Source organism: Mycobacterium colombiense (assembly GCF_001665835.1).
Lineage (GTDB): Bacteria > Actinomycetota > Actinomycetes > Mycobacteriales > Mycobacteriaceae > Mycobacterium > Mycobacterium colombiense_A.
In genome coordinates, this window is record NZ_LZSX01000008.1 from 106,838 (window position 1) to 123,118 (window position 16,281).

Here is a 16,281-nt window from a genome sequence, read left to right on the forward strand (position 1 = left end):
GCGACAGCGCAATCGAATGACTGAGGAGCCACGGACCGGCCAGGCCGACAAACTCGCTTCGATCCTCGCCCGCGACATCGAAGCCGATATCGTCCGCCGTGGCTGGGCGGTAGGCGAGTCGCTGGGCTCCGAACAGGCGCTGCAGCAGCGCTTCGGGGTGAGCCGGTCGGTGCTGCGGGAGGCCGTCCGCCTGGTCGAACACCATCAGGTCGCGCGGATGCGCCGCGGGCCCAACGGCGGGTTGTACATCTGCGAGCCCGACGCGGGGCCCGCCACCCGCGCGGTCGTCATCTATCTCGAATACCTGGGCACCACGCTGGGCGACTTGCTCAACGCGCGCCTGGTGCTCGAGCCGCTGGCGGCCTCCCTCGCCGCCGAGCGCATCGACGAGGCCGGCATCGCGCGGCTGCGGGCGGTGCTGCAGGCCGAACAGCAGTGGAAGCCCGGTTTACCGGCGCCGCGCGACGAGTTCCACATGGCGCTGGCCGAGCAATCCAAAAACCCGGTGCTGCAACTCTTTATCAATGTCCTGATGCGGCTCACCACCCGCTACGCGTTGGCGTCGCGGGCGGATTCGGCGACCGAGGCGATCGAGGCGGTCGACCATCTGCACGCGCACCACTCCGCGATCGTCGCGGCCGTCACGGCCGGCGATTCGGCGCGCGCCAAGACGCTGTCCGAGCGACACGTCGAGGCCGTCACCGCCTGGCTGGAGCAGCATCACGCGGGCGACGGGACCCGGGGTCGCAAGAGGCGCAGGCGCCTCGATTCCGAAGCACCCCGGGGCAAACTGGCCGAGATGCTGGCCGTCACCATCGGTGACGACATCGCCGCGAGCGGCTGGCACGTGGGTTCGGTCTTCGGCACCGAGACGACCCTGCTGGAGCGCTACCGGGTGAGCCGCGCGGTGCTCCGCGAGGCGGTGCGACTGCTCGAATACCACTCGATAGCCCACATGCGCCGGGGGCCCGGCGGCGGGCTCGTCATCGCCCAACCCGCCGCGCAAGCCAGCATCGACACGATCGCGCTGTACCTGCAGTACCGCGAGCCCAGCCGCGAGGACCTGCGATGCGTCCGCGACGCCATCGAGATCGACAACGTCGCCAAGGTGGTCAAGCGGCTGGGCGAACCCGAGGTGGCGGCTTTCCTGGCCGGCCATCGGTCCGGGCTGCCGGAAACCTCGCGCCAGACGGCCGACGACGTGCGTGAGGCGATCGCGGAGGAGTTCAACTTCCACGTCGGCCTGGCGCAGCTCGCCGGCAACGCGCTGCTGGACCTGTTCCTGCGGATCATCGTCGAGCTGTTCCGCCGGCACTGGTCGAGCACCGGGCAGGCGCTGCCGACCTGGTCGGACGTGCTGGCCGTGCACCACGCTCACCTGCGGATCGTCGAGGCGGTCGGGGCGGCCGACGAGAGCGTCGCCGCTTATCGCCTCCGCCGTCATCTCGACGCGGCCGCCTCGTGGTGGCTGTAGAAAACTCGATCGCCGGCCGTCTCCAATGAGGCAAACCTAAATGTGATCTGTTGCGCGGTATAGCGAAGGCCCGTCTGGGGTACTGGGAAGGGGGGACGGTGTGAGCCGACCCAGCAGGGGGTTGGCGTAAGTGATCGAAAGCGAGAGCGCTGAAGTGACGGCGGACAACGAAACCAGACAATACGGTTTCGTCCACTCCGCATCGATTTATCACTCTCAGCAGGAGTTTTTGGAGTTGGTGGGCCGCTTCGTCGGCGACGGTTTGGCGGTGGACGAGGCGGTGCTGCTCGCCGTGCCTCCCGCGACACTTGCGGTGCTGCACGACGTGTTGTTCGCCGGCGGCGACTTGCCCGCCGCCGTGCGCATGATCGACATCACCGAGGTGGCCCGCAACCCGAGCCGGTTCATGGCGATGGAGGGCGCGTTCATCGACGAGCACCCGGACCAACGAGTCCGGATCGTCAGCCAGCTCGCGTGGCCCGGCCGCACCGACGAAGAGTTCGTCTCCTGCATCGAGCACGAAGCGCTCGTCAACGAGGCCATGGACGGCTACCCGGCGACAAGCCTGTGCCTCTACGACGCGAGCCGGCTCGACGATGTCCTCCTGGCCGACGCCCGCGCCACACATCCGCTGCTATGGGAATGCGGTGCGCTGCAGCGCAGCCCGAATTTCGCCCCCAGGGACGTCCTGGAACGCTGCAACCAACCACTGGCCGCCGGCCCCGGCGCGGTCACCTACATGGTCCGCAAGTCGGCGGACCTTCGGCCGGCCCGGTCCTTCGCCGTCGACTACGCGGGCTGGATGGGGCTGTCGCAGGACTGCATCGAGGATCTGCAGCTGGTCGCCACCGAGTTGGCCACCAACAGCCTGATGTACACCGGGGGCGCCTGCCGGTTGGCCTTCTGGCAGGACGACGGGCATCTGATCTGCGAGGCACGCGACACCGGGCGATTCGAGGACCCGCTGGTGGGGCGCCTGGACCCGGGCCCGTGCGGTCCCGCGAGTCGCGGCCTGTATCTGGTCAACGCCATCTCGGACTTGGTGCGAACCCACACCACCAGGACGGGTACGACTATCCAGGCATACCTGCCGTGCGAGCCCGCTGCCGGCCCGGCCGGTTAATACGAAGCGGTCCAAGAAAATAGCGGCCCGCCGAGACCACGGGTCCCAGCGGGTCGCTTGTCTTTTTCGGTCAGAGGCCGAGAGCCCCGGTGATCCCACCGACAATCCCGCCGACCGTGCCACCGACGGTGCCACCGACCGTGCCGCCGGTGGTGCCGCCCAGCGTGCCTCCGGTCGTGGTCCCACTTATCAAACATCCGGTCGGCGCGAACAACACCACGACGAATCCCGCGGCGGCCGCGGTAGCTTTAAGGACCTTCTTTGTCCTCGTTGAATTCATAATCAATTCCTTTCATCTGGAGGGCATCGCCCCGCAGGTAAACCGTCCAATTTAACGGATGCTACAACGGCTATTGAATAAACGTAAAGACCTAATTTGCATTTGGTGTGGTGCGCCCTGTGAGCGCCCGGCGCATCGCCAATTAGCCACTGCGACAGCAGTATTCGGAGACAGGCGCGCGCGGATTCTATGGCGCTTGCGCAGAGGCGTAAACAAAGACATGCGCGGTCCACGGCCGTGCCGGTAAAGGGCAATTGGCGGCGCAAAACGCCATTGTTGCGGCGCTATCGCGTGCTTAATCCCAGCCGAGGTCGGGTTTGGGTTTCTCCGTCATCTGGGGCCGCCGGATAGACGAAGCGAGTGAGGAATGGCGTCCCGCCGAGACCGGGGTCCCGGCGGAGACGCTCGTTCAATCGGTTACAGAATGCCGCCTAGGATGCTGCCAATTCCGCCCCCAGTGCCGGCTCCGCCGCCGGTTCCGCCAATGAGGCCCGAGCCCCCGGCTCCGCCGACGGTCGCACAGCCCGGTACTGCCAACACCGCGGCCACCCCGAGGGCCGCTACGGCAGCTTTGAGGATTTTCTTGGTGCTCTTCGCCTTCATGATCGTGCCTTTCGGTGAGGGGTAGTTGAACAGCCGTCTAATTGACTGCTGCTCGGCGACATACCCCCTGTTAAACACGCGTAAACCAAACTTTTAGGACTGTTTTCTGTATTTTTTTGTACGGTCCGTTTGTGCGGCTCAGCGGCGTTTTGGGCCCGCCGAGGGAGTTGCGGACACCGTGGCCGGGCGTCTAATGTCAACGCTCGTGCGTCTTTTCGAGCGAGTCGTAGTAGCTAGAACCCGCAGCGGGGTCTGATCCGGACCGACCCCCCGCTGTGGGTCGGAAGCTACTGCGGTCGGTCGCTCCTGCTGACCAGAGAAGACCGGCACCATGACTTTTCCCGAGCGCAATCAGCTCCAAAATTTCGAATCCGCCCGTGCGTGGTTTGGCGAACGCTTCGGCGTCGCGTTGCCCCTCGGTCTGCGCGCTCAGGCCGACGCGATGTCCTGGGCAGGCTTCGTCGCGACCTATGCGCGCAAGGCCGGCCCGCTGCGGCTGGGCGACTGGCAGTGCGCTGACGACGGTCGCGCCGCGACCCGACTGGGCCCGCAGCCCCGCGACTACCGGGCCGTGATCGCCGTGGGCGATCGGATCAGCACCGTCACCGCTGCCGCTTCCGGACCGATCGCGGCCCTGACCGCGATGCTGCATGAGGGTGGGGTCACGGTCGAGGTCGTGCAGTTCCATCAGATGCGATCGACAACCGGCAGCGCGACTTTCATCTGCGGCAGCGACGGCGTCCGCGCCGAGTGGGCGATGGGCTGGGCGGACGATCCGACGCAGTCGGCGCTGCGCGCCGTGATCGCCTGCGCCAACCGGCTATTCGCCGCCCGTGCGGCGGGGCCGAGCAATAGGTGAGTTTCATGTGCGCTAACGCCAGTGATAGCGCACATGAAGCTCGACCCGTACCGCGACGGCGGCGACTGCGGCTGCCGTCGCGGACGTTCTACAGCGGGCGCAGCACGATCGGCATGCCGTCCATCGGGATTGGCATGCCGCCGTAATCCCAATGCGGCTGATAGCCCGGCCGGGCCAGCTCGATGCGGTAGCGGCGCAGCAGCCGGTGCACCACGGTCTTGACCTCCAGCTGGCCGAACACCATGCCGATGCATTTGTGTGCACCGCCGCCGAACGGCGCGAACGCGTACCGGTGCTTCTTGTGCTCCGAGCGCGGTTCGGCGAACCGCTCCGGGTCGAATTTGTCTGGCTCCGTCCACAATTCGGACAGCCGGTGGTTCATGCCGGGCCAGATGGTGATGTTGGTTCCGGCCGGGATGTAGTGGCCCAGCAGCTCGGTGTCGCGCACCGCCATCCGCATGTTGAACGGCAGCGGCGTCACCATGCGCAGCGACTCGTTCATGATGAGTTCGAGCGTTTCCAGCTTCTCGAGCGACTCGATGTCCAGCGGCCCGTCGCCCAGGCGGGCCGACTCCTCGCGCGCCCGCTCCTGCCACTCCGGGTTGGCGGCCATGTTGTAGACCATCGTGGTGGTCGTCGAGGTGGACGTGTCGTGCGCGGCCATCATCAGGAAGATCATGTGGTTGACGATGTCCTCGTCGGTGAAGCTGTTGCCGTCGTCGTCCTCGGTGTGGCACAGCACGGTCAGCATGTCGTTGCCGGTGGCGTTGCGGCGGTCCTTGACCCGCTCGACGAAGTAGTCCTCGAGCAACTTGCGGGCCTTCAGGCCGCGCCACCACTTGAACGGCGGAATCGGCTGCCGGATGATCGCGCCGCCGGCGCGCGTCGTCGTGGTGAACGCCTGGTTGACCTTGGTGACCAGGTCATGGTCGGACCCTGGCTCGTGCCCCATGAACACCAGCGATGCGATGTCGAGGGTGAGTTCCTTCATCGCCGGGTGGAACAGGAACCGCGCGTCGTCGGTCGGCCAATGGGCGACGATGTCGGTGGCGACTTGATCGATGTGCTCGACGTAGCCGGTCAGCCGACTGCGGGTGAAGGCCTCCTGCATGATCCGGCGGTGGTACATGTGCTCGTCGAAGTCGAGCATCATCAGCCCCCGGTTGAAGAACGGCCCGATCACCGGGTGCCAGCCCTTCTGCGAGAAGTCCTTGTTCCTGTTGGAGAACACGGCCTGGGTGGCGTCGGGCCCCAGCGCGGTGACCGCGGGCATGATCGGTGAGTCCAGATAGATCAGCGGGCCGTGGTTCCGATAGAGGTGCAACGCATAGTCCGGGCCGCCACGGAACAGCTCGATGATGTGGCCGAGAATCGGCAGCCCCGCATCGCCCAGCACGGGTTTGAGCTCGCTACCGGCCGGCGGTTCTGCCAGGACTACCGTCTCCCACTCACGGGCGAGCAGGCGCTTCTCGATCGCCCCCATGCCCGGGATGGTGTTCAGCGTCGGGGTGAACCGGCGCCGCGCCTGATCCAGCAGGTACTGCGGGGTGCTGATGGTGGCGGTCATAAACGCTCCTCTGCGTGCCCTCCGGGTGACGGCCGTCACTGATCTATAACCTTCGCTGAAAAACTTGACGGCTGTCAAGTTTGCTTTTTGGGCGCCGTGGTGCAAGGTCAGGGAGTGACCAGCCACCCCGCCACTCCAGAGCCGGGTACACGACGGCGTGGCGACAAACAACGCCAGGCGATCGTGCAGGCGGTGCGTGAACTGCTGCAGGAAAAGCCCTTTGCCGAGTTGTCAGTGAGCACCATCAGCCTGCGGGCCGGGGTGGCGCGATCCGGCTTCTACTTCTACTTCGACTCCAAGTACGCGGTGCTGGCACAACTCATGGCCGAGGCCGCCGAGGAGCTCGAGGAACTCACCGAGTACTTCGCCCCCCGGCAGGCCGGCGAGTCGCCCGAGCAGTTCGCCAAGCGGATGGTCGGCAGCGCCGCGGCCGTCTATGCGCACAACGACCCCGTCGTGACCGCCTGTAACGAGGCCCGCAACACCGACGTCGAGATTCGCGATCTGCTGGACCAGCAGTTCGAGGTGGTGCTCGCCCAGATTGTCGGGATCGTCGAGGCCGAGATGAAGGCCGGGACGGCCAGGCCGATCAGTGACGACCTGCCGACGCTGATCCGCACCCTGGCCGGAACGACCGCGCTGGTGCTGACCGGCGACCCGATCCTGACCGGGCGCGACAGCGACCGCGACCGACGGGTGCGCGTCCTCGAGCAGTTGTGGCTGCACGCGCTGTGGGCGGGCCGTCCCTAGCGCGGTGGTACCGCCGGTATCGTCACGGCCATGGCGCAGAGGGAATCCGGGCGGTCTTTCGCGGGAAAGCGGTGCCTTGTCACCGGTGCGGCGAGCGGGATCGGCCGCGCCACGGCACTGCGGCTGGCCGCGCAGGGCGCCGAGCTCTACCTGACCGACCGTGACCGAGATGGTCTCGAACAGACCGTCGCCGACGCGCGCGCGCTGGGCGCGCAGGTCCCCGAGCATCGGGCGCTGGACATCGCCGACTACGACCAGGTGGCCGCCTTCGCCGCCGACGTCCACGCCGCACATCCGAGCATGGACGTCGTGCTCAACATCGCCGGCGTATCGGCGTGGGGCACCGTCGACCGGCTGACCCATGAGCAGTGGAGCAAGATGATCGCCATCAACCTGATGGGTCCGATTCACGTCATCGAGACCTTCGTCCCGCCGATGGTCGCGGCCAAGCGCGGCGGGCATCTGGTCAACGTGTCCTCGGCGGCCGGGCTGGTGGCCCTGCCGTGGCATGCCGCATACAGCGCCAGCAAGTACGGACTGCGCGGCCTGTCGGAGGTGCTGCGCTTCGACCTGGCCCGCCACCGCATCGGCGTGTCCGTCGTGGTGCCGGGCGCGGTGAACACCCCGCTGGTGGGCACCGTCGAGATCGCCGGCGTGGACCGGGAAGACCCCAACGTCGCGCGATGGATCAGGCGGTTCGCCGGCCATGCCGTGTCGCCGGAAAAGGCCGCCGACAAGATCCTGGCCGGAGTGGCCAAGAACCGGTACCTGATCTACACGTCAGCCGACATCCGGGCGCTGTACGCCTTCAAAAGGCTTGCGTGGTGGCCCTATAGCGTGGCCATGCGCCAGGTCAACGTCATCTTCACCCGCGCGCTACGGCCCAGCCCGGTGACGATGCAGGCCGTGCAGCGGGCTGAGGAGGAGGCGGGCCATCAGCCCAGCCCGGCGACCCTAGTCCGGCATGACCAACTCAAGGCGCACGCCGAGCAGGCGGACCGGCCGGTCGAGCTCGAATAGGTCGAGAACGCGAAGGGCCGCGGCCACGATGACGTCGCGATCGGTGCTGGGCGCATCGAGCTTGCGAATCTTGGTGCGCGTGTAGAAGGTCGCCGTTCGTACGGTGACCGCCACCCTGGCCACGACCCGGCCCTCCTTCAGCACATCCGTCAGCGCCCGATCGGCTAAATCCGTTACGGCCGCGTCCATTTCGGATCGATCGGTGAGATCGCGCGGAAAGGTGACCATGTGGCTGCGCGAGCGCGGCACCCATGGTTCCGCGCTGACCTGGCTGTCGCCACCGCCTTTGGCCAACAGCAGCAGCCACAGCCCGGTGCGCGGGCCGAACGCGGCCGTCAGCAGCTCCGTGTCGCAGTGGGCCAACTGCCATACCGTCGTAATCTCAAGATCGGCAAGCTTTTTCGCCGTCTTGGGGCCCACGCTCCAGAGCGCGTCCACCGGGCGGTCGGCCATCAGCGGCATCCAGTTCGCGTCGGTGAGCATGAAAATGCCGCCCGGTTTGGCGAAGCCGGTGGCGACCTTGGCGCGCTGCTTGTTGTCGCTGATGCCGACCGAGCAGGACAGCCCGGTTTCCGAGGAGATGACGCTGCGGATCTGCTGCGCGATCTCGCCCGGGTCCTGTGCAGTCACCGCGACATAGGCCTCGTCCCAACCCCAGACTTCGACCGGATGGCCCAGGTCGCGCAGCGCCCCCATCACCTGATCGGACGCCTCGTCGTAGGCGGCCGGATCCGAAGGCAGGAAGCTGGCCTCGGGGCAGCGGCGGGCGGCGGCCCGCAGGGGCATGCCCGCACGCACGCCGAACTCGCGGGCCTCGTAGGAGGCGCAGGTGACGACCTTGCGCGGTTCGTTCGGATCGCCGCTGCCGCCGACAATCACCGGCAGCCCGGCCAGTTCGGGGTGGCGGCGCAATTCGACCGACGCCAGGAACTGGTCGAGGTCCACGTGCAGGACCCAATCCGGTGCCGCCGCGGGCACGGCGTTCATCGCCCGCAGAGCTTGCGCGCCAGGCTTTCCCACGCGTCGCCCAGCGTCGCCAAGGTGTGACCGCCCTCGGCTAGTTGGTGCTCGACGTAGTCCACATCCAGCAGCGCGAGCAACGCGTCGGTCTGGGCGTCGAGGTCGCCGGTGGAGTCGGCCGCCTTGAGCAGGACCCGCACGTGCGTGCGCAGCACCATGGCCGGCGCGTTGTGCCGGTTCTGCGGATCGCGGTTGGCCGCGGAAAGCAGTTCGCAATGATCGTGAGCGAAACGGATCCGCTCCCGCCCGAACGCGACCAGCCGGTCGGCCGCCGGCGCGCCGGGGCCCAGGGGTGGCGGACCGAACAGGAACGCCTGCTGGACGGCTTGTTCGTCCTCATCCAGCAGCACCATCATCAGCCCGGCCCGGCTGCCGAAGCGGCGGAACAGCGTGCCTTTGCCGACCCCGGCCGCGGCGGCGATGTCATCGGTGGTGACGGCGTCGGCGCCGCGCTCGGCGACCAGGTTTCGGGCAGCCTGGAGGAGTAGGGCGCGGTTGCGCGCCGCGTCGCCCCGCTCGTGGTGCACCACCTGGGGGGCGAACACGTGCAACTCACCCGACCGCTCGCTCACACCTGCACTTTAACGCTGCCGGAATAAAGCGGACTATAGTCCGTTTAAACGGTGCGAGGATGTACACAACGATCGAAGGGAAACTGCGATAGTGGCAACCAAAATCTTGGCCTTGGTGGGAAGCCTGCGGGCGGCGTCGATCAACCGCCAGATCGCCGAGTTGGCGGGGGCGGTCGCCGCCGACGATGTGACGGTCACGATCTTCGAAGGGCTCGGCGAGCTGCCGTTCTATAACGAGGAGATCGACGACGCGATGAACACCGGCGCGCCGCCACTGGCCCCGGTGACCGCGCTGCGCGCCGCGGCGGCCGACGCGGACGCCGCTCTGGTGGTGACTCCCGAATACAACGGCAGCTACCCGGCCGTCATCAAGAACGCGATCGACTGGCTGTCCCGGCCCTTCGGTGACAGCGCGCTGAAGGGCAAGCCGCTGGCGGTCATCGGGGGATCCTTCGGCCAGTACGGCGGGGTGTGGGCGCACGACGACACACGCAAGTCCTTCGGCATCGCCGGCGCGCGGGTCGTGGAGGCGATCAAACTGTCGGTGCCGTTCAAGACCCTGGAGGGCAAGGCGCCCGCAGACCATGCCGAGCTGTCCGCGAACGTGCGTGATGTGGTGGGCAAGCTGGCCGCCGAAGTCGGCTGATTGGCAGAAGTCAACAAGCCGCTCGCCGGGCGACCAGCGCGGTTGGCACAACCGAATAGCAGAAGCCGCCAGGCCTGCCTGGCGGCTTTGCTAGCTGTGGGTGGGCCCGTCATCGTCGGCGGTGATGTCGGTGGTCGCTGCTATACCCATATATAGAGGCGCCCGCGCCTCGGCATGTGATCTGCGACACGCCGAGCGGGCGGTCAGATTTTTTCGCGACAGGGCTCACGACCAGGGAATTTCAAAATTGTTATTCAGAACATCTTGTATCTCGACATCTTGTCAGCCACTAGGTGTAGTGTTTCGAGCACCAGCAGATCCCAGGGCCACCAAGCAAGCCAGACTCGGTGAATCCCCGAAATCGGCACTCACAGGTCGCTCGACCTTGACCGCCGCACGACGGGAATCAGGAGGCCTGACGGATCGCTGAACATAGCAAAGACGCAGTCCAAAAGTAGTTGCCAGTCGTGGGTCCCCTCTTCCGCAAAGGAGCGGCATTCTATGAGCATCACCGTGTACACCAAGCCGGCATGTGTGCAGTGCAGCGCGACCTACAAGGCGCTGGACAAGCAGGGCATCGCCTACGAGAAGGTCGACATCTCGCTGGACGCCGAGGCGCGTGACTACGTGATGGCCCTGGGATACCTGCAGGCTCCCGTGGTGGTGGCGGGCAACGACCACTGGTCGGGTTTCCGGCCCGACCGCATCAAGGCGCTGTCCGCGGCGGAACTCAGCGCGTAAGGCGAGACGTTAGGTAAGGAGGTTGCGGTGCCGTCGCGCAACCTGGTCTATTTCTCTTCGGTGTCGGAGAACACCCACCGCTTCGTGGAGAAGCTGGGGATCCCCGCCACGCGGATCCCGCTGCATGGCCGCATCGAGGTAGACCAGCCCTACGTCCTGGTCCTGCCCACCTATGGCGGCGGCCGGGCCACACCCGACCTCAACGCCGGCGGTTACGTCCCCAAGCAGGTCATCGCCTTCTTGAACAATGAGCACAACCGGTCGTTGATCCGCGGCGTCATCGCCGCGGGCAACAACAACTTCGGCGCCGAATTCGCCTACGCGGGCAACGTGATCTCGCGCAAGTGCGGCGTTCCGTACCTCTACCGCTTCGAACTAATGGGAACCCAGGACGACGTGGATGCCGTCCGCGCGGGCTTAGCCAATTTCTGGAAGGAACAGACGTGTCACCAACCGTCGCTGCAGAGCCTGTAACCACCGGAGCCCACGCGTTACCGGGGGAGACGGATTACCACGCGCTCAACGCGATGCTGAATCTGTACGACGCGGACGGCAAAATTCAGTTCGACAAGGACCGCGAGGCCGCGCATCAGTACTTCCTGCAGCACGTCAACCAGAACACGGTGTTCTTCCACAACCAGGACGAGAAGCTCGACTACCTGATCAAGGAGAACTATTACGAGCGTGAGGTTCTCGACGAGTACAGCCGCAACTTCGTCAAGACGCTGCTGGACCGCGCCTACGCGAAGAAGTTCCGGTTCCCGACGTTCCTGGGCGCGTTCAAGTACTACACCTCGTACACGCTGAAGACGTTTGACGGCAAGCGCTACCTGGAGCGCTTCGAGGACCGCGTCGTCATGGTCGCGCTGACGTTGGCCGCCGGTGACACCATCCTGGCCGAGAAGCTCGTCGACGAGATCATCGACGGCCGGTTCCAGCCGGCCACCCCGACCTTTCTGAACTCGGGCAAAAAGCAGCGCGGCGAGCCGGTGAGTTGCTTCCTGCTGCGCATCGAGGACAACATGGAGTCGATCGGACGCTCCATCAACTCGGCGCTGCAACTGTCCAAGCGTGGCGGGGGAGTCGCGTTGCTGCTGAGCAACATTCGCGAGCACGGCGCCCCGATCAAGAACATCGAGAACCAGAGTTCGGGAGTCATCCCGATCATGAAGCTGCTCGAGGACTCGTTCTCCTACGCCAACCAGCTCGGGGCCCGTCAGGGCGCGGGCGCGGTGTACCTGCACGCGCACCACCCGGACATCTACCGGTTCCTCGACACCAAGCGCGAGAACGCCGACGAGAAGATCCGCATCAAGACGCTGAGCCTGGGTGTGGTGATTCCCGACATCACCTTCGAGCTGGCCAAGAAGAACGAGGACATGTACCTGTTCTCGCCCTACGACGTCGAGCGGGTCTACGGCCTGCCGTTCGCCGACATCTCGGTGACCGAGAAGTACTACGAGATGGTCGACGATGCGCGCATCCACAAGACGAAGATCAAGGCGCGGGAGTTCTTCCAGACGCTGGCCGAGCTGCAGTTCGAGTCCGGTTACCCCTACATCATGTTCGAGGACACGGTGAACCGGGCCAACCCTATTGACGGCAAGATCACCCATTCGAACCTGTGCTCGGAGATCCTGCAGGTGTCCACGCCCTCGGTATTCAACGACGACTTGTCGTATGCCAAGGTGGGCAAGGACATTTCGTGCAACCTGGGTTCGCTGAACATCGCCAAGACGATGGACTCGCCGGACTTCGCCCAGACCATCGAGGTGGCGATCCGGGCACTGACGGCGGTGAGCGATCAGACGCACATCTGGTCGGTGCCTTCAATCGAGCAGGGCAACAACGAGTCTCACGCGATCGGGCTCGGTCAGATGAACCTGCACGGCTACCTGGCCCGCGAGCGGATTCTGTACGGCTCCGAAGAAGGTATCGACTTCACCAACATCTACTTCTACACCGTCCTCTACCACGCCCTGCGGGCGTCGAATCGCATCGCGATCGAGCGGGGAAGCAAATTCGGCGGCTTCGAGAAGTCGAAGTACGCCTCGGGTGAGTTCTTCGACAAGTACACCGAGCAGGTGTGGGAGCCGGCGACCGCGCGGATCAAGGAGCTCTTCGCTGAGGCGGGCATCCGCATTCCGACGCAAGAGGATTGGCAGCGACTCAAGGAGTCGGTACAGCAACACGGCATCTACAACCAGAACCTGCAGGCCGTCCCGCCGACGGGGTCGATCAGCTACATCAACTACTCGACCAGCTCGATCCACCCGGTGGCGAGCAAGATCGAGATCCGCAAGGAAGGCAAGATCGGGCGCGTGTACTACCCGGCGCCCTACCTGACTAACGACAACCTCGAGTACTACCAGGACGCGTATGAGATCGGGTACGAGAAGATCATCGACACCTATGCCGCGGCCACCCAGCATGTGGACCAAGGGCTTTCGCTGACATTGTTCTTCAAGGACACCGCCACCACCCGCGATGTGAACAAGGCGCAGATCTACGCCTGGCGCAAGGGAATCAAGACGCTGTACTACATCCGGTTGCGTCAGATGGCTTTGGAGGGAACAGAGGTCGAGGGCTGCGTGTCCTGCATGCTGTAGGACACGCGGGCTTCGCACCGCCGAGGCTGATCGCGGGATAACACCTCCCCGCGGATACCTGCTGCCCGAGTCACACCGCCGGTGCGGCTCGATGTTTCTCGTCGCCCCGATGGTTTCGTCGTCGTACCAGAAGCGGCGTGGACCTTGGTTGTCCGCGCTCAGCGGACAAGCGCCGCGCTATCTGGGTAGACCGGTGGTGGCGGTATCCCTAACTTTGCAGCAGAAGGTGGCTGCTGCAAAACGGCGGCTCGTAAGCCCGCAAGCCCATTTGGACCGATCGACAGTCGTTCGACCGGAACACCAGCGTCAGGTGACCGCCCCGAACACCTTCGGCTCGACGGTCCCTTGCGTGGTATCCGCCCCCCGAACGCACTACGAAAAGAGGATGTACGCCGTGATTTTCGGTTCTTCCCGTCTCTCGCCCGTCCAGCCAGAGGATGTCGCAGCCCTGGTTGCGGCGGTGTCGGGTTCGGTTCTGCTGCCGGGTGACGTTGGATATGACGACGAACGCGCCGTCTTTAACCTCAACCACGAACTCAAGCCCGCCGTGATCGTGGTGGCGCAGTGTCCGACCGATGTCGAGGCGGCCGTTGCATTCGCGGCGAGACAGCATCGCCCGGTTGCGGTGAAGGCCACCGGCCACCAGATCGTCGGCACGGCAGAGGGCGCCGTTCTGATCAATACCCGCCGGATGAACGACGTCGAGATCGACGCCGCCGGCCGCACGGCCGAGGTCGGCGCCGGGGCGATATGGGAAGAGGTGGTCCAGAAGGCAGCCGAGGCTGGGCTGGCACCGTTGAACGGGTCCAACCCCACGGTAGGGGTGGCCGGTTACACCCTGGGCGGCGGTCTCAGCCCGACCCTCGGTCGCTCCCACGGCTACGCCGCGGACCACGTGCGCTCGCTCGACGTGGTGGCGGCAGACGGCGAATTGCGGCATGTCGACGCCGAATCCGATCCGGAGCTGTTTTGGGCGCTACGCGGTGGCAAAGGCAACTTCGGCGTGGTCACCAGGCTGGAGTTTGCGTTGTTCCCGGTTTCCCACATCTACGGCGGCGCCATCTACTTCCCGGGGGAGCACATGACCGACGTGCTGCGCGCCTGGACTGCTTGGCACCCGGACACCCCGGAATCCATGATCTCGTCGTTCGCGGCCCTGCGACTACCGCCGCTGCCCGAAATCCCCGAGCCGCTGCGCGGCGTGTTCACGGTGGCGCTGCGGATCGCCTACAACGGCACGGCCGAGGACGGCGAACGGATGATCGCGCCGCTCCGGGCAGTCGCGCCGACAATCCTGGACACCGTAGCGGAGATGCCGTACACGGCAGTCGCATCGATCCACGCCGAGCCGACCGAACCATTGCCCTACTACGAGCGCAGCATCATGCTGCGGGAATTCCCCACAGAATCGCAGGACAGGCTGGTGGAACTCATCGGCCCGAACTCTCGAACCACCATGTGGATCGCCGAACTGCGTGCCCTTGGCGGAGCCTGGGACCGAGAGCCGTTGGTGCCCAACGCCGTAGCGACCAGAGGTCTGCCGTACGTCTTGTTGGGCGTCGAGGTCGGTCCGCTGTCAGAGGAACGGCGGCTCAAGGAGTCGGTCGGTGCGTTGCTCGACGGGATGGCGGCCTGGCAAGCCGACCGGCGGCTGGTGAACAACCTTGCTCCTGAAGAAGCGGCCGACGCCGTCGCGATCTACGGTCCGGAATGCTACGAGCGCCTGGCGCACGTTAAGAAGATCTACGACCCGACCAACATGTTCCGCTTCAACCACAACGTGGTGCCGGCCGCCCGGACCGACAGTCAGCTGCACCAGGCTCGTCCATACTCAAACTATCCCAACGTGTTTCACCGGGACTTTGGTTCGTGATTTGGGCGTCAATTGGCTGCCTGGATCGCGATGCATCTGCATCGACTTTCCCTGCGCGGTATCACGCGCTGTGAGCGTCGAACCGAGCTCTCCGCGCTTTCCGGCTATCGACCGCGCCATACGGGTAGACCGGCCGTCGGCGTAGCCCTAACTTTGCACCAGGAAGGCGGCCTGAACGAGGGTGACTCGTTCAGGTGCAAGGTGATTCAAGGGGGCGAACAATGCCACGGACCCATGATGATAGTTGGGACCTCAAGGCGGGGGTGGGCGCGACCGCCACACTGGTCGCTGCGGCGCGGGCGGTCGCCAGTAGACAACCCGATCCGGTGATCCGCGACCCGTTCGCCGAAGTGTTGGTCAGGGCGGTCGGACTGAAACTGTTCACCCAAATCGTCGACGGCGCAATCGATTTCTCGGACCTCGGAATCGACTGGATGCCGGACTACGTCGGCGTGCGGACGAGAACCCTCGATGACTTTGCCCGCGACGCGTGCCGAGCCGGCATCCGCCAAGCGGTGCTTCTGGCCCCTGGACTGGATTGTCGGGCTTACCGATTGGACTGGCCGCCGGCGACGGCCATCTTCGAGATCGATCAACCCCAGGTCATCGAGTGGAAGCGGCGCGTCTTGACCGGCTTGGGCTGGGCACCTGCCGAAGGGCACCATTGCTTGGGCGTCGATCTGCGTCAGGACTGGTCGACAGCGTTGCGGCAAAACGGTTTCGACGACACGCAGCCGACCGTCTGGATCGTCGAGGGACTTCTCATCGGATGTCTCCCGCCGGAGGCACACGACCAGATTCTCGACGCGATCACCAATTTGAGTGCTTCCGGCAGCCAACTCGGGGCGGATTACGTCGACACCCCCAGAACCGATGCCCTCGGCGAAAATCTGAGAAAACGCCACGCGGTATGGAATCAGTTGGACCCCGAGATCGACCTGCGCAGTGTGATTTTCGCCGGCCAGCACACAGACGCCGCCGGGTATCTGGCCGAGCGGGACTGGACGACGCGCAGTGCTGAGATCGCTAACGTCTTCAACGCGGCCGGACGGCCCGCCCCCACGGCCGACGGCTTGGTCGAGCTGGCGAGTTTCACGCGGATGCTGAGCGGAGTGCGCATTTAGCGCGTCCTGCGGCGGCTGAA

Annotated in this window: 15 protein-coding genes; 11 read left to right on the forward strand and 4 right to left on the reverse strand. The window is 65.5% G+C overall.

The window, feature by feature from the left end; all coding sequences use genetic code 11:
• The first annotated feature begins 16 nt into the window (after window positions 1-16).
• Together A5760_RS01780 and A5760_RS01785 are read left to right on the forward strand one after the other, a co-directional pair.
• Window positions 17-1,474 carry a FadR/GntR family transcriptional regulator gene (locus A5760_RS01780; protein WP_064877369.1) on the forward strand — a complete coding sequence of 486 codons (1,458 nt, stop codon included), beginning with the start codon at window positions 17-19 and terminating at the stop codon, window positions 1,472-1,474.
• 130 nt (window positions 1,475-1,604) lie between these two features.
• Complete coding sequence (locus A5760_RS01785; RefSeq protein ID WP_064877370.1) at window positions 1,605-2,597, forward strand: sensor histidine kinase; 993 nt, start codon at window positions 1,605-1,607, stop codon at window positions 2,595-2,597.
• A 70-nt stretch (window positions 2,598-2,667) separates the two neighbouring features.
• Here the strand turns inward: A5760_RS01785 and A5760_RS26500 are convergent, their stop codons facing one another.
• On the reverse strand, window positions 2,668-2,877 hold the full coding sequence (locus tag A5760_RS26500; RefSeq protein WP_155764161.1) for a hypothetical protein: 210 nt from the start codon (window positions 2,875-2,877) through the stop codon (window positions 2,668-2,670).
• Window positions 2,878-3,811: 934 nt separating this feature from the next.
• On the opposite strand from A5760_RS26500, the gene A5760_RS01795 reads away from it, so the two are divergent.
• A complete protein-coding gene (locus tag A5760_RS01795; RefSeq protein WP_064877371.1) occupies window positions 3,812-4,339 on the forward strand; it encodes a hypothetical protein in 528 nt (175 codons plus the stop codon).
• Window positions 4,340-4,427: 88 nt separating this feature from the next.
• Here A5760_RS01795 and A5760_RS01800 read toward each other — a convergent pair whose 3' ends face one another.
• A complete protein-coding gene (locus A5760_RS01800; RefSeq protein ID WP_064877372.1) occupies window positions 4,428-5,906 on the reverse strand; it encodes a cytochrome P450 in 1,479 nt (492 codons plus the stop codon).
• 114 nt (window positions 5,907-6,020) lie between these two features.
• Between A5760_RS01800 and A5760_RS01805 the strand changes: the two genes are divergently transcribed.
• On the forward strand, window positions 6,021-6,656 hold the full coding sequence (locus A5760_RS01805; protein WP_064877373.1) for a TetR/AcrR family transcriptional regulator: 636 nt from the start codon (window positions 6,021-6,023) through the stop codon (window positions 6,654-6,656).
• Window positions 6,657-6,686: 30 nt separating this feature from the next.
• The gene (locus A5760_RS01810; RefSeq protein ID WP_064877374.1) at window positions 6,687-7,676 is read left to right on the forward strand and encodes an SDR family oxidoreductase; all 990 of its coding nucleotides are present in this window, start codon (window positions 6,687-6,689) and stop codon (window positions 7,674-7,676) included.
• Here the strand turns inward: A5760_RS01810 and A5760_RS01815 are convergent.
• Both A5760_RS01815 and A5760_RS01820 read right to left on the reverse strand, forming a co-directional pair.
• Window positions 7,611-8,654 (reverse strand): DNA polymerase IV, encoded by a 1,044-nt coding sequence (locus A5760_RS01815; RefSeq protein WP_196771953.1) that lies wholly within the window; start codon window positions 8,652-8,654, stop codon window positions 7,611-7,613. The genes A5760_RS01810 and A5760_RS01815 overlap by 66 nt on opposite strands.
• Window positions 8,655-8,659: 5 nt before the next feature.
• Window positions 8,660-9,268: a TetR/AcrR family transcriptional regulator gene (locus A5760_RS01820; RefSeq protein WP_064877376.1), complete on the reverse strand. Its 609-nt coding sequence runs from the start codon at window positions 9,266-9,268 to the stop codon at window positions 8,660-8,662.
• Between the two features lie 91 nt (window positions 9,269-9,359).
• Between A5760_RS01820 and A5760_RS01825 the strand changes: the two genes are divergently transcribed.
• The 6 genes from A5760_RS01825 (at window position 9,360) to A5760_RS01850 (ending at window position 16,261) form a co-directional block, all read left to right on the forward strand.
• Window positions 9,360-9,914: an NAD(P)H-dependent oxidoreductase gene (locus A5760_RS01825; RefSeq protein ID WP_064877377.1), complete on the forward strand. Its 555-nt coding sequence runs from the start codon at window positions 9,360-9,362 to the stop codon at window positions 9,912-9,914.
• Window positions 9,915-10,415: 501 nt separating this feature from the next.
• The gene (locus A5760_RS01830; RefSeq protein ID WP_064877378.1) at window positions 10,416-10,655 is read left to right on the forward strand and encodes a redoxin NrdH; all 240 of its coding nucleotides are present in this window, start codon (window positions 10,416-10,418) and stop codon (window positions 10,653-10,655) included.
• A 27-nt stretch (window positions 10,656-10,682) separates the two neighbouring features.
• The gene (gene nrdI, locus A5760_RS01835; RefSeq protein ID WP_064877379.1) at window positions 10,683-11,129 is read left to right on the forward strand and encodes a class Ib ribonucleoside-diphosphate reductase assembly flavoprotein NrdI; all 447 of its coding nucleotides are present in this window, start codon (window positions 10,683-10,685) and stop codon (window positions 11,127-11,129) included.
• Window positions 11,099-13,264, forward strand: coding sequence for a class 1b ribonucleoside-diphosphate reductase subunit alpha (gene nrdE, locus A5760_RS01840; RefSeq protein ID WP_082279292.1), 2,166 nt, complete (start codon window positions 11,099-11,101; stop codon window positions 13,262-13,264). The genes nrdI and nrdE overlap by 31 nt, the downstream gene beginning before the upstream one ends.
• A 394-nt stretch (window positions 13,265-13,658) precedes the next feature.
• Entirely contained in the window at window positions 13,659-15,137 is a 1,479-nt protein-coding gene (locus tag A5760_RS01845) for an FAD-binding oxidoreductase (protein ID WP_196771944.1), read from the forward strand.
• A gap of 221 nt (window positions 15,138-15,358) precedes the next feature.
• A complete protein-coding gene (locus A5760_RS01850; RefSeq protein ID WP_064877382.1) occupies window positions 15,359-16,261 on the forward strand; it encodes an SAM-dependent methyltransferase in 903 nt (300 codons plus the stop codon).
• Window positions 16,262-16,281 lie beyond the last annotated feature (20 nt).